The following is a 15,913-nucleotide window of genomic DNA, read 5'->3' as shown; positions in this document are numbered from 1 at the left end:
TTCGGCTTCCATCATCGCTGGGGTGTTTCGAGCGTCTTGCGCTTGAATCGACAGCCCCCGCGAGCGGCTAGCTAGGAAGCGGGAAGCAGTTCGTCGAGGTAGCGGAGGAGCATGTTGCGCCACGTGGGCCAGTCGTGGTGCCATTCTTCACCCCAGTCATCCATCCTGTTCGGCACGCCCTTCCGCCCGAGGAGCGAGGCCGCGCGCCAGGATTCGCCGATGTCCTCCGCCCGCCCGCGCCCGGAGGCGAGGAGGACGAAGCGCTGACGCAGCCGGTCGAGCGTCTCGCCCGCGAGCCGTGGCAGATGGTGCACAGGCGAGGCGCGGTGGAAGTCTTCCGTCGCGTTCGCTTCGACGCCCGTGTCGTGTTTCAGAAAGCGCTGGAGATCGTATGTGCCGCTCATGCACACGGCGTGCGAGAAGGCGTCGGGAAACCGGCACAGCATGGCGAGTGCGTTGAACGCTCCGATGGAGGAGCCCGCGACGATGATCTCGATCCCGGGATCGTTGCAGTCCTCCCGGATCATGGGGACGAACTCGCGGTAGACGAACTCTTGAAACCCGTTGAGCACGGCCATGCGGTGTTCGGGAGTCCCCTCCCGTCCGAGCATGACGCGGCCCGCCACGCTGTCGCACGAATAGACTTTGATCCGGCCGTCCGTCAGGTAGTCCGCCACCGTGTCGATGACGAGGAAGCGCTCGATCTCCTCCGCATCTCCTCCGGCGGTGGGGAACATGAGGAAGGGCACGCCGACCTCGCCCCAGCGCGCGACGTTGACTTCCTGGCCGAGACGATGCGACCACCAGCTGGTACCGAGTTTCATGAGGCGAGAATCGGCACGGCGCCGGGGGGTTCCCGCCGGCGGGCCGCCTGTATGCGGTCGAAGAAGAGCGCGGTGAACTCCTCGATCTCGTGATCGGGGTAGAGCGAGGCCACCTTCGCGCGCACCGCGTCGTGGGCCGCCTCGCTGCCGAAGAACTCGTCCGCCACGTCGTCCAGCTCCGCGAGGTGCGTCTCACAGAACTCCACGAAGCGGTCGGTGTCGAACCTCGTCTCCGCGATCTCGGCGCAGGCACGAACCCTCTCGCCCACCGACATCCCGGGACGGCAGGCATCGAGGAACGGCTGCCAGTCGAGGTTGATGCGCATTCTGCGCCGCGTCGCCGCGCAGAAGAGGGACCAGCGGAGATTCGCCTTGATGAGCCACGGGAAGTGGTAGTGGAGCGACGTGACCTGCGAGTCCGGACAGGGGTTCGCGAAGTCGATCGGCATCCATCGGCCGCCGCTGCGAAGCACCTCGCACGAGTTGAAGTCCCACCCGAAGAACGCGTTGATCGTGAGCGTCGTGTCCCGGATCGCGCCGGCATCCGCCGGCTCCAGGCGGTCGCGTTCGACGGTGTAGCGGTCGTGGGCGGGGGCGCCGGGGTCGTAGAGGACGGCACGCGTCTGGGGCCCCAGCCCGATGCAGCGGACGAAACGGTCGTGCTCCACCCCCTGCTGGAGGTGCATGACGAACTTGCCGCTCTCGTCGTAGGCGGCGCCGAGCGCCTCGTCGTCTTCGATCCGCGACACGCCGCGCCAGCCGCCGCCGTCGTAGGGCTTCATGAACACCGGATAGCCCAGATCGCGCGCCACGGCGGGAAGGTCGAAGAGCCGCGCGTAGCGCTTCAGGGTGACCGCCAGGTCGTCCTGCGGGTCGTAGGATTTGGGCGGGATGAGCCACGTCCGCGGAACGGGGAGACCCAGCCGCATCATCGCGCAGTAGGTCGAGTGCTTCTCCATCGACTGGACGCTCCACGGATTGTTGAACACGTAGAGCCCGTCCATGATCACGGACTTCTTGATCCACTCCCGCGTCGGGAAATACCAGTGCGTGAGGCGGTCGATGACGACGTCGTACTTCCGCTTCTGCTGCAGGTCGAACGGCTCGATCATGACGTCCTCGAGATGGAACCGGATCGTGCCGTCGGACGAGGGGATCCGGAGGTTCATCCGTTCGAGAATCGCACGGTAGGCGATGGGCCAGCAGAGGTCCGCGCCGAGCGAGAGGCCGATGCGGCGCGTGACCTCGCCCGCAGACGTCGCCGCGGACGTCATTCGTAGACCATCCACAGCGGACCCGGGAAGAGCCACGACAGGCCCTCGCGCAGGCGGTCGCGCCAGTTTTCCCAGTTGTGGCCGTCGCGCGACTCGACGAAGCGCACGTCCGCGCCGCCGCGGCGGAGGACCGGGATCAGGGCTCGATTCTCCGAGACGAGCGGTTCGTACACGCCCACGGAGACGAACGCCTTCTCGGCAATGGCGGTCGGCGCGGCCCGGTAGGCGTTCATCATGTCGACGATGCGGTCGAACACGGGGCCACTTTCGTTGGCTCCGATGTCCGTGAAGAGGAAAGAGCCTGACTGAAGCAGCACGCGGCCGAAGCAACCGGGGTATGCGAGCGCGGCGTGGAAGGAGGCGACGGCGCCCAGACTCGCGCCCATGAGCCCGCGCGACTCGGTATCCGGGAGGAGCGGATAGTCGCGCTCGAGGCGCGGGAGCAACTCCTCGGCGACGAACCGCGCGTGCGCCGGGTCCGCCGAGTATTCCGACAGCCGGTCGCCAGGGTGCAGAAGGGCGACGATCATCCGGGGGATCTCGAAGCGATCGATCAGTCGGTCGAGCACGTGCCGGAGGCCGGCGTACTCGACGTAGTCTCCGCCGTCGTGCACGATGAGCAGTGGGTAGCGCCGGTTGGCGCGGAACTCGGCCGGACGGTACACCGTCACGTGCCGGGCGGACTCGAGCGCCTCGCTCTCGACCGCGAGTTCCTCCATCACGCCGCGCCGGACCTCCTCGCTCTCACGGGCCCAGTCGGGGATCTCGTAGCCCCGCGCCTGCACGACGGAGTTCGCGCCGAACGGATCGCGGGCGCGCTGGGGGTTCAGGGGGTCTTCGATCCACTCCGCGCGGCCGTGGACGAGCACTTCGATCTTGTATTCCACGCGGGACTCGTCGGGGAGTTCGAGCGTGTAGCACCAGAGATCCGTTCTGTCCACGCGGCGGAAGGGCGCCGAGGTCTGGAGTCCGTGCACCCAGTGTCGGAGCCGCACGGCGTCGGCACGGCCCCGATACACGAACGTGTAGAGGGGCGGCTCGGCGAGCGGGAATTCGTTCGCAGCGAGGAACGCGTCCACCGCGTCCACGCCGCCGGAGTCGGACGCGAGCCGCTCCTCGAGCGCCGCGATCGCGGGCGAACGCGGCATGGACGGTTCCTGCCGGTGGGCCTGGGCGTGGGGATCGAATTGCATGGATCGGACTACGCCGCCGTACGGAAGGGGACCCGGCGGCCCGCCGCATCGAGGCGCTCGACGCCACCTTCGCCCCGCCAGCCATCCCCGGCCCGGTCGATTCGGCGGCCCGGGTCGAGGAGGGCGCAGGAGGCGGGAGAAAAGCGGGCCGCAAGCCGCGCTCCCCGCGTTCGATCGTCCAGCGCGAGACGTGCGGAAGCGTGAGGCAGCGCGACGAGCCCTTCGGCGATCCCGAGCCCCGCGTCGAACACCTCGGGATGGCCCTCGCCCCACGGCGGCCGGTCGTGAAAGAGCACGACGCGCTCCGTCAGCACCATGGCGCCGGCCGACCGGCCGATCACCACGCGTCCGTCCAGGAGTTTCCGCCCCCCGAACAGGCGCAGGCGGCTCAGCAGGTTCCCGACGTGCCCGCCCTCCAGCACGATCGCCTCCGTGCCCTCGAGCCGAGCGTCCACCTCACGCCGTTGCAACCGCACGGCGTCGCGCTCGGGGAGGGCCGTACGGCGCTCGAACGCCGACCGGATCTCGACCACGCGGTCCAGGTGCCGCGCATCGAGGCGCCGAATGGACTCGAGGGATTCGCCGCGCTCGGCCTCGAGTACCAACGCGTCCCCCCGCAGTTCGGCCAGCCGCCGGTGTGCCTCGATGAGACCGTGGAGGCGCAGATTGTAGGCGCGACGCAGCGCCTCGAGCCGGCCCCGGGTCTCGCGGTGCGCGCGCGCGAGTTCCGCGTCCGCCTCGGCGATCCGGTCGGAGCGCCGGTAGAGTTCGAGATCCACGATGCGGTCCGCGAGGCGGGGATCGATGAGTCCTTCGTTCGCCTCGCGGTCCCGCCACCCGGCCGTGATGGCCGCGATGCGCGCGCCCGGCGACAACGTGCCCGCGGCCTCCAGTTCCCGCACCACGTCCCGGAGCGCGAGGCCGCCCCCGCGCGGACCCAGAAGGACGAGCGGCGACCGGGACCCGGCGTCGGCGGCGGCCCGACGCTTTCTCGACACCCTCATGCGGCGCGCACTCTCACCCAGCGTCCGACCGCGTCGAGCATTCGACGCAGTTCGTCGTAGTCCGGGTGCCGCAGCCGGAGCCAGGCGTTCGCCATGTATCCGGCTTCCACCGGCTGGGTGGGCGTACCGGGCGGCGGCAGGTGCGTGTCGATGATCCACTCCCCGAAGCGGGCTTCCACCTTATCCAGACCTTCATACCCCTCGATGCGCCCGTCGTTTTCGGGCCGCAGCGTCACGATCCCCGCCGAGTACCGGCGCGACGCATCCCGCAGTTTCCGACCGTGCACGATGCAGGCCGCCCACTCGCGGTACACATCCATTTCGTTCGCCGCGCCGTACAGATCCCAGGCCCGCACTCCGGGCGGGCGACAACCGATCTCGGAGAACTTGAGTCCCTTCTCTCCGAAGAACCATTCCATGTGGGTGGCGGAGGTTCCGATCTCGAGCGCATCGATGACCCGCCGTCCGAGTTCCCGGACTTCCGCATAGGCGTCGGCCGTATCGATCCGGTTCGTGGCGATGAACTGGGGCGACACCTCCCGCGTCCGCATGGCCTCGAGCACGTTCGGGTAGTAGTGGGTCATGAAATCGTGGACCACCACGCCGCCCACGGTCAGCGTGTCGTAGAAGGCCTCGTGTCCGTCCACGAACTCCTCGACGGCGACTTCGGCGCCACGCCCGATGCCGAGGCGCGGGAGCAGCGCCGCGAGCTGTGCCTCATCATCGACGCGATACGTGCCCGAAGCGCCGGCCCCCGCGCGAGGCTTGACGATAAGCGGATAACCGACCCTGCGGCCGAAACCCGCGATCTCTTCCGTGTCGCCTCCCCCCATGGACCGGGCGGTCGCGATCCCAGCGGCGCGGAGGGCATCCTTCATCGCCGGCTTGTCACGGCACAGGTGCGCGGTCCTCACGGACGTCCCGGCCAGTCCCGCGGCTTCCCGCACACGGGCGACCGGGAGGATGTGCGCTTCGACCGTGGCCTCGAGGCGATCCACGGGCCGCCGCCGGTGGATCTCGTGGAGCGCGTGCGCGAGCGCGCCCTCGTCGCACACGGAGCCGACCTGCTCGTAGCAGGTGAGCCACCGGCGCAGGTCGGAGCCGAGCGCTTCCGGCGGGGCTTCGCCCACAGCGGACACCTCCGCGCCGACTTCGTGCAGGCCGCGCACGAAGTCCTTCTGGTTTCCGGGAAACAGGGGTTCGACGAATACGACGTGCATTACTTCGCCAGCGACTCGTGGGAAAAACTTCACTTTGGGGGCCCGACATAGTACAGTCCCTGCGCTCGAACGCCAGCCCGTCCGGCGGCGGCCGTCCGGCCCGTCGCGGCAACCTGGAAGATCCATGCCCAACGTCGCATTCGTCGCCCCGTTCTATCTCCCTACCACGCTGCGTTTTCTGGAGGCCGCCGCGGGGCTCGCCGGCGTGCGCCTCGGGGTCGTGACGCAGGAACCGCTCGAGCGAACGCCCGCCTCCCTGCGGCGGAGCATCGCGGCGCACGTCCGGGTCGAGGACGCGCTGTCGGCGGAGGGCATCCACATCGGGCTGCGGAGACTCTCCGCCGAACTCGGGGGGATCGACCGTCTGCTGGGCGCGCTCGAGGAGCTTCAGGTGCCGCTCGGGGAACTGCGTGATGCGCTCGGCATCCCGGGGATGGGCGCGGGGGCCGCGGACAACTTCCGCGACAAGTCCCGCATGAAGGACGTGCTCCGAGCGCATGGCCTGCCCTGCGCCCGGCATGCGCTGGTCCGCGACGGTGACGAGGCGACGGCCTTCTCGGATGCGACGGGCTTCCCGCTGATCGTGAAGCCTCCGGCCGGCTCCGGCGCCCGCGGCACGTTCCGCGTCGAAACGGCGGAGCAGCTGCGCGCGGCGATCGCGATGTCGCGGCCGAGCGCCGAACGGCCGACGCTCGTCGAGGAGTTCGTCGTGGGCGAAGAGCATTCCTTCGACGCGGTCTCGATCGGCGGCCGCCTTGTCTGGCATTCGATCAACCACTACCTGCCTTCGCCGCTCGAGGTGCTGCGCGAGCCGTGGATCCAGTGGTGCGTCCTCCTTCCGCGGAAAGTCGATTCGCCCCGGTACGCGGAGATCCGGCGCGTCGCCGGGCCGGCGCTCGATTCGCTCGGGATGGAGACGGGGCTGAGCCACATGGAGTGGTTCCGGCGGCCCGACGGTTCGGTGGCGATCTCCGAAGTCGGGGCCCGACCGCCGGGCGCCCAGTTCGTCACGCTGATCTCGCAGGCGCACGACTTCGACCTCTACCGGGCCTGGGCCCACCTCCTGGTCTTCGACGAATTCGATCCTCCGCCCCGCCCCTACGCGGCCGGCGCGGCCTACCTCCGGGGACAGGGCCGGGGCTCCGTGCGACGGGTGGCCGGCATCGAGGAGATCGCGAAAGACCTTGGGCCGCTCTGCGTGGAGTGGCGCCTCCCCCGCGCGGGACAGGCGCAGAGCGCGTCCTACGAGGGAGAGGGCTACATCATCGTCCGCCACCCGCGCACCGAGGTCGTCGAGGAGGCGCTGGGGCGGATCATCACCCGCGTACGGGTGGAACTCGCCACGTAACGGAACAACTCAACGGAACCATGAACGTATTGATGATTTCGCCGGGCTACCCGGCCGAGATGACGTATTTCACGTGCGGGCTCGCGGAAGTGGGCGCGACGGTCATCGGCCTCGGCGATCAGCCGGCGGCCGCGCTGCCCGAGGTCGCCCGGACGAGCGTGTCCAACCATCTGCAGGTCAGATCGCTTGCGGATGAGGCGGACGTGATGCAGCAGGTCGCCGCGCTCGCCGCGAGAACCCGGATCGACCGCGTGGAGTGTCTGTGGGAACCCTTCATGATCCTCGCGGCGCGGCTGCGGGAGATGCTGGAGCTGCCGGGGCCGACGGTCGAGCAGACGCTCCCCTTCCGCGACAAGGAAGTGATGAAGGACGTCCTCGACGGCGCCGGGATCCGGACGCCGCGTCACGGGAGGGCCACGAGCAGCGCCGAGTGCCGCGAGGTCGCGGAGCGCGTGGGCTTCCCGCTCATCGTGAAGCCCGTCGCCGGCGCCGGCTCGGCCGACACCCACCGGGTCGATTCGGCGCGGGACCTGGAGCGGGTCCTTCCCGCCCTTCGGCACGTCCCCCAGGTCACGGTCGAGGAGTTCATCGAGGGCGAGGACATGACCTTCGACACGGTCACGGTTGGAGGCGTCGTCGCGCACTACAACATTTGCCGCTACTGGCCCCGCGCGCTCGAGTCGAAGACGCACGAGTGGCTCAGCCCCATCACGTATGCGCTGCGCGACGTGGAGGCGGATGACCTCGCCCCCGGACGCGAGATGGGGTTCGCCGTGCTCGCCGCACTCGGATTCGAGACCGGCTACACGCACATGGAGTGGTACCGGACGGCGGACGGAGAGGCCGTGTTCGGCGAAATCGCCGCGAGGCCTCCCGGCGTGCGGACGGTCGACCTCATCAACTTCGCGAGCGATATCGACACCTATCGCGGGTGGGCCGAAGGCGTCGTGCACGCGACGTGGTCGCAGCCGGTGGAACGGAAGTACAACGCCTGCTGGATCGTCAAGCGGGCGCGCGGACAGGGTCGGATCCAGCGCATCGAGGGGCTCGGCCCGCTGCTCCAGGAGTACGGCGAGCGGGTGTGCAGCCTGGATCTGCTCCCGGTCGGATCACCCCGGCGGAACTGGCAGGCCACGCTCGTCTCCGACGGGATGATCTTCCTCCGCCACCCGGACCTCGAGGCGCTGGAGGCGATCGCCGGCGAGTTCGCGACGCGCCTGCAACTCTACGCTGCCTAGCTACCCACAGGCTGCCGGGGGGGGTCGCGTCAGGCGTCCCCGCGCAGCGACGGGACGTAGAAGTCCCGCGCGTAATCCCGCACCATGCGGCCTGCCGTGAATCGCGCGCCGGCCACCTCGATCGCGCGCCGCGCATGTGCAAGCCAGCCTGCGGGAGCGTCATCCCCCGAGCCTGCGCCGGGCCGCTCGTAATAGAGAGGGATGACGTCCTCCGCCAGGAGCCGGAAGAGGTGCTCGGCGTCGTGCTCGTCCACCTCCTCCTCGCTCACCGTGGCGGGCGCGGGCGGGATGATCCACCCGTTGTCCCCCTCGAACCCCTCCTCCCACCAGCCGTCCGCCGTCGCGAGCTGCGGAACGCCGTTGAGAGCGGCCTTCATCCCGCTCGTCCCGCTCGCTTCCAGCGGGATCCGGGGAAGGTTGAGCCACAGGTCGACGCCCTCGACGAGACCATGCGCCGCATGGAGTCCGTAGTTCTCGAGGAAGGCGATTCTCCCCTCGAACTCCGGATCGCGGGTATGCTCGTACACGCGCTGGAGAACGCGCTTGCCGTCGTCGTCGCGCGGATGCGCCTTCCCGGCAAAGATCACCTGCACGGGCCGGGCGGGGTCCGAGAGCAGCGCGAGGAGGCGGTCGCGGTCGCGGAAGATGAGGTCCGCGCGCTTGTAGGTGGCGAAACGACGCGCGAATCCGATCGTGAGCGGCTCGGGGCTCATCAGCGTGCCGGCTCCCGCGAGGTGCGCCGATTCCGGCCAGTGGCCGCGCCACCTGCGTCGCGCCTCGTCGCGCATCAGATCGAGGAGCCGGAGTTTGAGCCCGCGTCGCACTCGCCACAGCGCCTCGGCGGGAACGTCGCGCACCGCGCGCCACATCGCCTCGTCGCCCGGGCACCGTCGCCATCCGGCGGGGAGCCAATCGTCCAGGAGGCCGGCGATGTCGTCGCTCATCCACGTGGCGAGGTGCACTCCGTTCGTCACGTGCCGGATCGGCACCTCTCCGGCCGCCCGGCCGTCCCAGAGGCCGCGCCAGATTTCGCGGCTCACGCGCCCGTGCCGCGCGGAAACGCCGTTGACCCGCCGCGACAGCCGGATCGCCGCCGCCGTCATGTGAAACCGGTCCTGCGCCTCGTCGTCCGGGTGAAGACCGAGTCCCAGCAACTCCTCGCGGTGAGGGATCTCCTCCCAGAACGTCTCGCCGATCCATTCGCGAATCTGCGCGTGGGAGAACACGTCGTGACCCGCCGGGACGGGCGTATGCGTGGTGAAGACGGTCGAGGCGCGCACCCGGGACACCGCGTCCGCGAAGGACGTGCCGTCCCGCATCAGCCGGCGCACGCGCTCCACCATCATGAACGCGGCGTGTCCCTCGTTCGCGTGCCATGCCCCGGGCTCGATCCCGAGCGCGGCGAGCACCCGCACGCCGCCGGCGCCGAGGATCGCTTCCTGCCGCAGCCGGTGATCCGCGCCGCCCGCGTAGAGCTGGTGGGAGAGGCCGCGGTCCACGGGGTCGTTCTCCTCGAGGTCCGTGTCGAGGAGGTACAGCGAGACGCGCCCGACGCGCAGCCTCCAGACCCCGATACGGATGCGGCGCCCCCCGCCCCGGATCGAAGCGAGCCACGGGACGCCATCCGCGCCGCGCAGCCGCTCCAGCGGCGTCAGGTCGGGGTCGAGCGGGTCGTCCGCATCTTCCTGCCAGCCGTCCGACCCCAGGGTCTGGTCGAAATAACCGTGCGCATACATCAGCCCGACCCCGACGAGGGGGACTCCCAGTTCCGCCGCCGCCTTGAGGTGATCCCCCGCGAGCACGCCGAGTCCCCCGGAGTAGATGGGGATGGACTCGTGCAACGCGAATTCCGCGCAGAAGTACGCCACGGGACTCTCGGCGAACTCGGGGTAGCTCCGGACGAACCAGGCGGATGCCGGGCCCGCCCCGCCGCCCCGCAGCGTGTCCAGTGCGTGGCACGCCGCGTCGTACCGGCGCAGGAACCCGTCGTCAGCGGCCAGTTCATGCAATCGCGCGTCCCCGACGGTCCGCAACAGCGCCACGGGGTTGTGCCGCGTGCGGCGCCAGAGCGGCAGATCGATGGCCCGGAAGAGGGCCGGCGCCTCCGGATTCCATGTCCACGAGAGGTCGTTCGCGAGTTCCCACAGCCTCCCGAGGCGGTCGGGGATTCTGTCGTCTGGACCCACGTCGGTCCTTGTCTCCTTGCTTCTGCGGGGTTTCTCGTCGCTGCCGAAGGTCGGGGCGCAGCGGGGCCCTGGTGCCGTATCCCGAAGCGCGAACGAAGTTACCGCACCGGGCCGTGCGGGACACACCCGTGAGCGCCCCCCTGCCGGACTCGGGCCCGCCTCGTCCGCGACCCCACCCGTTGCAGCGTCAGCGGCTGGGGGCCAAACTCAGCCGGCCTCTCACGACACCGGCACACTCGTCGCTAACGGGGACAACGCATGGACTTCGCCACAATCGTAGACTGGCTCGACCGGAACGTCGCGCAGTTCGGGATCACGATCGGGGGAGAGCGCCTGACGCTTCAGGTTCTGCTCCTCCTCGGCATCGGGACCTACCTCACTCTCCGGCTCGGCCTGCCGCAGATCCGCAAGTTCGCGCACGGCGTCGCCGTGGCCACGGGCCGATACGACGACCCCGCCGATCCGGGCGACGTGTCGCACTTCCAGGCGCTGACCACCGCGCTCAGCGCGACGGTGGGCATCGGGAACATCGCCGGCGCCGCGATCGCCATCCACCTCGGGGGTCCGGGAGCGCTCTTCTGGATGTGGATGACCGCCTTCCTCGGCATGGCGACGAAGTACAGCGAGGTGACGCTGGCCCAGCAGTACCGCGAGGTCGACGAGTCGTCGGCGAAGTACAGCGGGACGGTGTCGGGCGGACCGATGTACTACATCGAGAAGGGGCTGGGCCCGCGCTGGAAGCCGGTGGCGGCGTTCTTCGCCGTCATGCTGGGGATGACGGCGTTCATGACGGGGAACGCGAACCAGGCCAATACGGTCGCGGACGCGATGCTCGCCGAGTTCGGGATCGCCACATGGATCACCGGTCTCACGACCTCGACGATCGTCGCGCTGGTGATCCTGGGCGGCATCAAGCGCATCGGCCGCGTGACCAGCATCCTCGCTCCGTTCATGGCGATCGTCTACGTGACCGCCGCCATGATCATCATCATCCTGAACCTCGGCGAGGTGCCGGAGACCTTCGCGCTCATCTTCCGCGAGGCCTTCAACCCGACCGCCGGCGTGGCGGGCACCGGCGTGGGCGCGTTCCTCGTCACGCTCATGTGGGGGGTGCGGCGCGGACTGTTCTCGAACGAGGCGGGGCAGGGGTCCGCGCCGATCGCGCACGCGGCGGCGAAGACGGACGAACCGGTCTCCGAGGGTGTGGTCGCGCTGCTCGAACCGTTCATCGACACGATCGTCATCGTGACCATGACCGCACTGGTCATCATCATGACCGGCGCGTGGAACTCGCAGATCCCGACCGCGATCCAGCTGGAAGGCGGGGACATCAGTTACGTGGTGCTCGACGAGGGCGGAAGCTCCGTGCCCACGGAGGCCACGGGAACGATTCGCTATACGATCGGACGGCCGGGCGTGACGAGCGAGCCCCACCTCGCGTGGCACGAGGTCTCCGTGCCGCAGCTGTTCGAGGACGAGGCGCAGACGCAGCCGTTCAGCGGGGCCGTCGACCCGGCGCGGTCCGTCGCGATCGCCGACGACGGGCGGGAGCTGGCCGTCCTCTACGGGCAGGCCTACGAGACCGGTGCGCCGCTGACGCAGATGGGCTTCCAGCGCGGTCTGTCGCCGCTCGGCGACTGGGGTCACTACATCGTGATCTTCTCGGTCTTCCTGTTCGCGATCTCGACCGCGATCTCATGGAGCTACTACGGCGACCGCTGCGCGAACTACCTGTTCGGGCCGAACGCGATCATCCCGTACAAGCTCGTGTTCGTCGCGATGCACTTCGTCGGGGCCGTGCTGCCGCTCGCCGTGGTTTGGTCGCTGGGGGACATCTTCCTGGCCATCGTCATCATCCCGAACCTGATCGCGCTGATCTTCCTCGCGCCTCAGATCAAGGAGATGACGGAGTCCTACTTCACCCGCAGCCCGTGGGAGCGGCACCGCTAGGCTGGCGCTCCGCCCGGCGGTGGCTCGGGGCGGTCAGCGCTCCGCCACCAGCCTCCCGGCCTCGCCGTCCGAGGGCGGCGGGGCCGTGCCGCCCGGTCCCGGGAATGCGGCGCCTTCTCCTCGGAGGCGCCGTACTCCCTCCACGTACTCGGAGAAGCTGATCCTGCCGGCGACGTAGCGGCGCTGGAGTCGGGAGAAGATCCGGCTCTCCGCCCTCGTCGCGGCTTCGGCCGGCGCGGCAACCTCCGCCGCGGGCACCTCGACGCGCGAGTGCCGGACCCGGCGGGCGCGCGGACGCCGGATCCCGACCCGGACGACGCCCGTCATGTCGCGCGCAAGGCTCTTCACATCGGCCGCGCACTGTCGCAGGAGGCCGGGCCAGGATTTCAACAGGGTCGCCATCGCGCGGCTCACGACGCGACCCACGCCGACGAGGACGCGGTGGAGGTCGCCCCGACTCCAGTCGCCGGCGCGCACCCGTTTACGGTAGATCACCGCGGCGATGCCTCCCAGGAAGACGATCTCGAACATCGCTCAACCCTCCCGTGAGGCTGCGGGCCCGGGCTCCGGCCACGCGCTCTCGATCTCGCGCGCCGCGCGGTCCAGGATCGATTTCACTCTTGCAAGCGTCTCGGGATCACCCTGTCCGCCCGTCGCGCGCTCAAAGCTCACCTGGGCGAGGTGAATGAACGAACGCGTCACGTCCCGCATCGCGGACCCCGTGAAGCGCTCGCCCATGTTGACGAAGCGGCCGAAAATGTCACGGGTGCGGGAGCGGTGCTCCCGGAGGAAGTCGCGGCCCGCGGCCGTTAGCTGGTAGACGCGCTTCCCGTCTTCCTGTGTCGACGACACGTACCCCTGGTCCTCGAGCAACTGCAGGGTAGGGTAGACGGAGCCCGGACTCGGCGTGTAGAGGCCGCCGGACTCCTCCTCCAGCCGCCGCATCAGCTCGTAGCCATGCATGGGTTCGTCGGAGAGGAGGCGGAGGAGAACGAACTTCAACTCCCCCTTCCGAACTACGCGCCGATTGCCCGCGAGTCCTCCGCCGAAACGAAAAACGCCCGGGCCGCTGCAGTTTGCCCAGGCGCCGAATCCATCCTTGCTCGTGAACATCCAACCTCCCCCGCTTCCGACCGGTCTCGATATATCGAAATAGTACCCGATATATCGGAACGACGCAAGGGAGGTGGAGGCTCAGCCCCCGTCGCGGTGGAAGTGGTGGACGCTCCCCTGTGCTGGCCCGAACACGACAACATCGGCCAGGTTGATGTTGGGCGGGGCGTTCACGACGTAGGACACGACCTCGGCGACGTCCGCCCCGGTGAGGGATTCCACGCCCTCGTAGGTGGCTCGCGCGCGGTTCTCGTCGCCCTTGAAGCGCACGAGCGCGAACTCCGTCTCGACGAGACCCGGGTGGACGCCCGACACCCGGACGCCCGTGCCGAGGACATCCAGGTTCGTCCCCTCGGTGATCGCCTGCACGGCGTACTTCGTGGCGGCGTACACGGTCCCGCCGGGATAGACCTGTCGGCCGGTGATGCTGCCGATGTTGACGACCTGACCCGAATCGCGCTCGACCATGGCGGGGAGGAAGGCGCGCGTCACGTAGAGGAGGCCCTTCACGTTCGTGTCGATCATCCGGTCCCAGTCGTCGACGTCGGCGTCCTGGACGAGCGCCATGCCGGCGGCGAGGCCCGCGTTGTTGACCAGGATGTCGGGAACACCGAGTGCGGCGCCGAGCCGCGCCGCCTCCTCCCGCACCGCGTCGCCGTCGCGGATGTCGACGACGCCGATGTCCACGGTGACGCCGCTCCGTGCCGCGATCGCTTCCGCGAGGCGAGTGAGGCGCTCCGCCCTGCGAGCCCAGAGCACGAGGTTTGCGCCGTCATCGGCCAGGCGGCGGGCGATGGCCTCGCCGATTCCCGAACTGGCTCCCGTGACGAGCGCAAGCTGTCCCGCGATGCGGGCGGTCACGGCTTCGCGCCTCCCGTGGCCGGGGTCTCCCGCAGGTGCGCATCCATGAATTCGGCGGACCGCTCGAAGGCGGTGATCCAGTTCCGGTGCAGGAGGAAGCCGTGGACCTCGTCCGGGAAGACGAGTTGCTCGACCTCGACGCCGCGCCTCCGCAGCGACTCGATGAGGTCGACGGATTCCGAGAACGGCACGTTGCGGTCGTCGTCGCCGTGGATGAGAAGCACCGGGGAACGCCAGCCGTCGATCCACGCCATGGGCGAGGACTCGAACGCGAGCCGGGCGAAGGCCTCGCGCGCCTCCGGCTGGTAGGACGGCACGAAGTTGCGGATGACCATGTTCCAGTCGTGGACGCCGTGGATGTCGACGCCGGCGGCGAAGAGATCCGAGTTCCGCGCGAGGCCGAGGGCCGTGAGGTAGCCCCCGTAGGAGCCGCCCCAGAGCCCGACCCGCGTCGCGTCCACATCATCCCGATCCGCGAGGAAGTGCGCTGCCGCGACGACATCCCGGTATTCGCTCGCGCCACGGGCGCCGTAATTCAGCGCCTCCCTGAACTCGAGCCCGTAGCCGGTGCCGCTGCGATAGTTTACCGAGAGGACGACGTAGCCCCGGCTCGCTAGGTACTGGTTCAGGGCGTACGCGTTGTGGTAGTAGCGCATGTAGTGCCAGCCGAGGAGCATCTGCCGCCTCGACCCGCCGTGAAAGAAGATCGCGGCCGGGTGCCGCCCGCCCTCCACCGACACGGGCGGGAGGAAGAGTTGTCCGTGGATCAGAACTCCGTCCTCGGACTCGAAGGTCACCTGCCGTGGCTCCACGAGGCTCTCGAAGGGGAAGGCATCCGGCATGAATCGGTCGACCAAGGGACGCCGCTCTCCGCCCGCAGCCACCTCGGCGTGGGCCGGGGTCCGGCCGTCGGCGGCGAGGAACGCGAGGACGCCGTCGGGAGTGACGGCGGGGTTCCACTCGATGCCGTCTCCCGACGTCAGCGCTTCGGGCGGACCTTCGGCGGTCACCCGCCACACGTGGCGGCGGTCGATGTCGCCCGCGTTGGAGGCGTAGTAGACGGATTCTCCGTCCGGCGAAGGGAGCACGGATTCGACCTCGAACTCGCCCGGCGTGAGGTGCGTCGGCTCGCCGCCCGCGACGGGCACGGAGTAAAGCTGGTGCCACCCTTCGCGTTCCCAGGGGAAGACGAGCCGGTCGGAGGCGAGCCAGATCAGGGAGGGCCCGGTCATGGCCTGAAAGGCGCTCCCGCGCCCGGGCGGAGCCTGCCACACCGCGCGTGCCTCTCCGGTGACGGGGTCCGCCAACCGGATGGACCAGGGCAGGGCGCTGCGGAGCGGGGAGAAGGGCAGCTGCGCCCCCTCGTTCGGGACGCGGATGTAGGCGATGGCCGAGCCGTCCGGCGCCCACGTGGGGCTGCCGTCGCGATCCAGACTCGGATCCAGATAGCGGACCGACCGGTCGTCCAGCGAGAAGATGCCGACGAACGCATGGTCCCCGCGGTTGCTGACGAAGGCGAGCCGGCCACCGTCCGGGGACCAGGCCAGCGAACTCGCGCTCCCGCGGATGCGGAGGAGTGGACCCGGCGGCGCCGAGCCATCGAGCGTAAGCGTGAAGATCTGGCCGCGGTTGACGAACGCGAGCGTGCGTCCGTCGGGCGCGATCGCCGGGGCACTCCCTTCAGCGAGCGGCCGCGAGGTCC

13 protein-coding genes are annotated in these 15,913 nt (G+C 69.5%); 3 read left to right on the top strand and 10 right to left on the bottom strand.

Annotated elements, in window-relative coordinates:
- Nucleotides 1–71: 71 nt before the first annotated feature.
- The 5 genes from RN729_RS13560 to RN729_RS13540 are packed head-to-tail and all read right to left on the bottom strand — an operon-like array spanning nucleotide 72 to nucleotide 5,515.
- Nucleotides 72–824 carry an alpha/beta hydrolase-fold protein gene (locus RN729_RS13560; protein WP_310785585.1) on the bottom strand — a complete coding sequence of 251 codons (753 nt, stop codon included), beginning with the start codon at nucleotides 822–824 and terminating at the stop codon, nucleotides 72–74.
- Nucleotides 821–2,098 carry a hypothetical protein gene (locus RN729_RS13555; protein WP_310785583.1) on the bottom strand — a complete coding sequence of 426 codons (1,278 nt, stop codon included), beginning with the start codon at nucleotides 2,096–2,098 and terminating at the stop codon, nucleotides 821–823. Before RN729_RS13555 ends, RN729_RS13560 begins: the two co-directional genes overlap by 4 nt.
- Nucleotides 2,095–3,291 carry an alpha/beta hydrolase-fold protein gene (locus RN729_RS13550; protein ID WP_310785581.1) on the bottom strand — a complete coding sequence of 399 codons (1,197 nt, stop codon included), beginning with the start codon at nucleotides 3,289–3,291 and terminating at the stop codon, nucleotides 2,095–2,097. The genes RN729_RS13555 and RN729_RS13550 overlap by 4 nt, the downstream gene beginning before the upstream one ends.
- An 8-nt stretch (nucleotides 3,292–3,299) precedes the next feature.
- Nucleotides 3,300–4,295 (bottom strand): Type 1 glutamine amidotransferase-like domain-containing protein, encoded by a 996-nt coding sequence (locus tag RN729_RS13545; protein ID WP_310785579.1) that lies wholly within the window; start codon nucleotides 4,293–4,295, stop codon nucleotides 3,300–3,302.
- Nucleotides 4,292–5,515, bottom strand: a complete 1,224-nt coding sequence (locus RN729_RS13540; protein WP_310785577.1) for an ATP-grasp domain-containing protein — start codon at nucleotides 5,513–5,515, stop codon at nucleotides 4,292–4,294. The genes RN729_RS13545 and RN729_RS13540 overlap by 4 nt, the downstream gene beginning before the upstream one ends.
- Before the next feature lie 124 nt (nucleotides 5,516–5,639).
- On the opposite strand from RN729_RS13540, the gene RN729_RS13535 reads away from it, so the two are divergent.
- Complete coding sequence (locus RN729_RS13535; RefSeq protein ID WP_310785575.1) at nucleotides 5,640–6,863, top strand: ATP-grasp domain-containing protein; 1,224 nt, start codon at nucleotides 5,640–5,642, stop codon at nucleotides 6,861–6,863.
- A gap of 20 nt (nucleotides 6,864–6,883) precedes the next feature.
- Complete coding sequence (locus tag RN729_RS13530; RefSeq protein ID WP_310785573.1) at nucleotides 6,884–8,101, top strand: ATP-grasp domain-containing protein; 1,218 nt, start codon at nucleotides 6,884–6,886, stop codon at nucleotides 8,099–8,101.
- A 29-nt stretch (nucleotides 8,102–8,130) separates the two neighbouring features.
- Here the strand turns inward: RN729_RS13530 and glgP are convergent, their stop codons facing one another.
- On the bottom strand, nucleotides 8,131–10,287 hold the full coding sequence (glgP, locus tag RN729_RS13525; protein WP_310785571.1) for an alpha-glucan family phosphorylase: 2,157 nt from the start codon (nucleotides 10,285–10,287) through the stop codon (nucleotides 8,131–8,133).
- 258 nt (nucleotides 10,288–10,545) lie between these two features.
- Here glgP and RN729_RS13520 point away from each other — a divergent pair, with 258 nt between their 5' ends.
- Nucleotides 10,546–12,237: a sodium:alanine symporter family protein gene (locus tag RN729_RS13520; RefSeq protein WP_310785569.1), complete on the top strand. Its 1,692-nt coding sequence runs from the start codon at nucleotides 10,546–10,548 to the stop codon at nucleotides 12,235–12,237.
- Nucleotides 12,238–12,270: 33 nt separating this feature from the next.
- On the opposite strand, the gene RN729_RS13515 is transcribed toward RN729_RS13520, so the two are convergent.
- The 4 genes from RN729_RS13515 to RN729_RS13500 all read right to left on the bottom strand — a co-directional run.
- Entirely contained in the window at nucleotides 12,271–12,768 is a 498-nt protein-coding gene (locus tag RN729_RS13515; RefSeq protein WP_310785567.1) for a hypothetical protein, read from the bottom strand.
- Nucleotides 12,769–12,771: 3 nt separating this feature from the next.
- On the bottom strand, nucleotides 12,772–13,350 hold the full coding sequence (locus RN729_RS13510) for a PadR family transcriptional regulator (protein WP_310785565.1): 579 nt from the start codon (nucleotides 13,348–13,350) through the stop codon (nucleotides 12,772–12,774).
- A gap of 81 nt (nucleotides 13,351–13,431) precedes the next feature.
- On the bottom strand, nucleotides 13,432–14,211 hold the full coding sequence (locus RN729_RS13505) for an SDR family NAD(P)-dependent oxidoreductase (RefSeq protein ID WP_310785564.1): 780 nt from the start codon (nucleotides 14,209–14,211) through the stop codon (nucleotides 13,432–13,434).
- Nucleotides 14,208–15,913, bottom strand: a 1,706-nt coding sequence (locus RN729_RS13500; protein WP_310785562.1) for a prolyl oligopeptidase family serine peptidase, incomplete at its 5' end; no start/stop codon positions are given. The genes RN729_RS13500 and RN729_RS13505, both read right to left, overlap by 4 nt.

Source organism: Candidatus Palauibacter polyketidifaciens (assembly GCF_947581785.1).
In the GTDB taxonomy this organism is placed as follows: domain Bacteria; phylum Gemmatimonadota; class Gemmatimonadetes; order Palauibacterales; family Palauibacteraceae; genus Palauibacter; species Palauibacter polyketidifaciens.
The sequence above is the reverse complement of the archived record's forward strand: the minus strand, read 5'-3'. Positions and strand labels throughout refer to the sequence as shown.

Coding starts and splice junctions, on each gene's coding strand:
- RN729_RS13550 (WP_310785581.1), bottom strand. CDS start 3,291: ATGCAATTCGATCCCCACGCCCAGGCCCACCGGCAGGAACCGTCCATG.
- RN729_RS13535 (WP_310785575.1), top strand. CDS start 5,640: ATGCCCAACGTCGCATTCGTCGCCCCGTTCTATCTCCCTACCACGCTG.
- RN729_RS13555 (WP_310785583.1), bottom strand. CDS start 2,098: ATGACGTCCGCGGCGACGTCTGCGGGCGAGGTCACGCGCCGCATCGGC.
- RN729_RS13510 (WP_310785565.1), bottom strand. CDS start 13,350: ATGTTCACGAGCAAGGATGGATTCGGCGCCTGGGCAAACTGCAGCGGC.
- RN729_RS13545 (WP_310785579.1), bottom strand. CDS start 4,295: ATGAGGGTGTCGAGAAAGCGTCGGGCCGCCGCCGACGCCGGGTCCCGG.
- RN729_RS13520 (WP_310785569.1), top strand. CDS start 10,546: ATGGACTTCGCCACAATCGTAGACTGGCTCGACCGGAACGTCGCGCAG.
- RN729_RS13540 (WP_310785577.1), bottom strand. CDS start 5,515: ATGCACGTCGTATTCGTCGAACCCCTGTTTCCCGGAAACCAGAAGGAC.
- RN729_RS13560 (WP_310785585.1), bottom strand. CDS start 824: ATGAAACTCGGTACCAGCTGGTGGTCGCATCGTCTCGGCCAGGAAGTC.
- RN729_RS13530 (WP_310785573.1), top strand. CDS start 6,884: ATGAACGTATTGATGATTTCGCCGGGCTACCCGGCCGAGATGACGTAT.
- RN729_RS13515 (WP_310785567.1), bottom strand. CDS start 12,768: ATGTTCGAGATCGTCTTCCTGGGAGGCATCGCCGCGGTGATCTACCGT.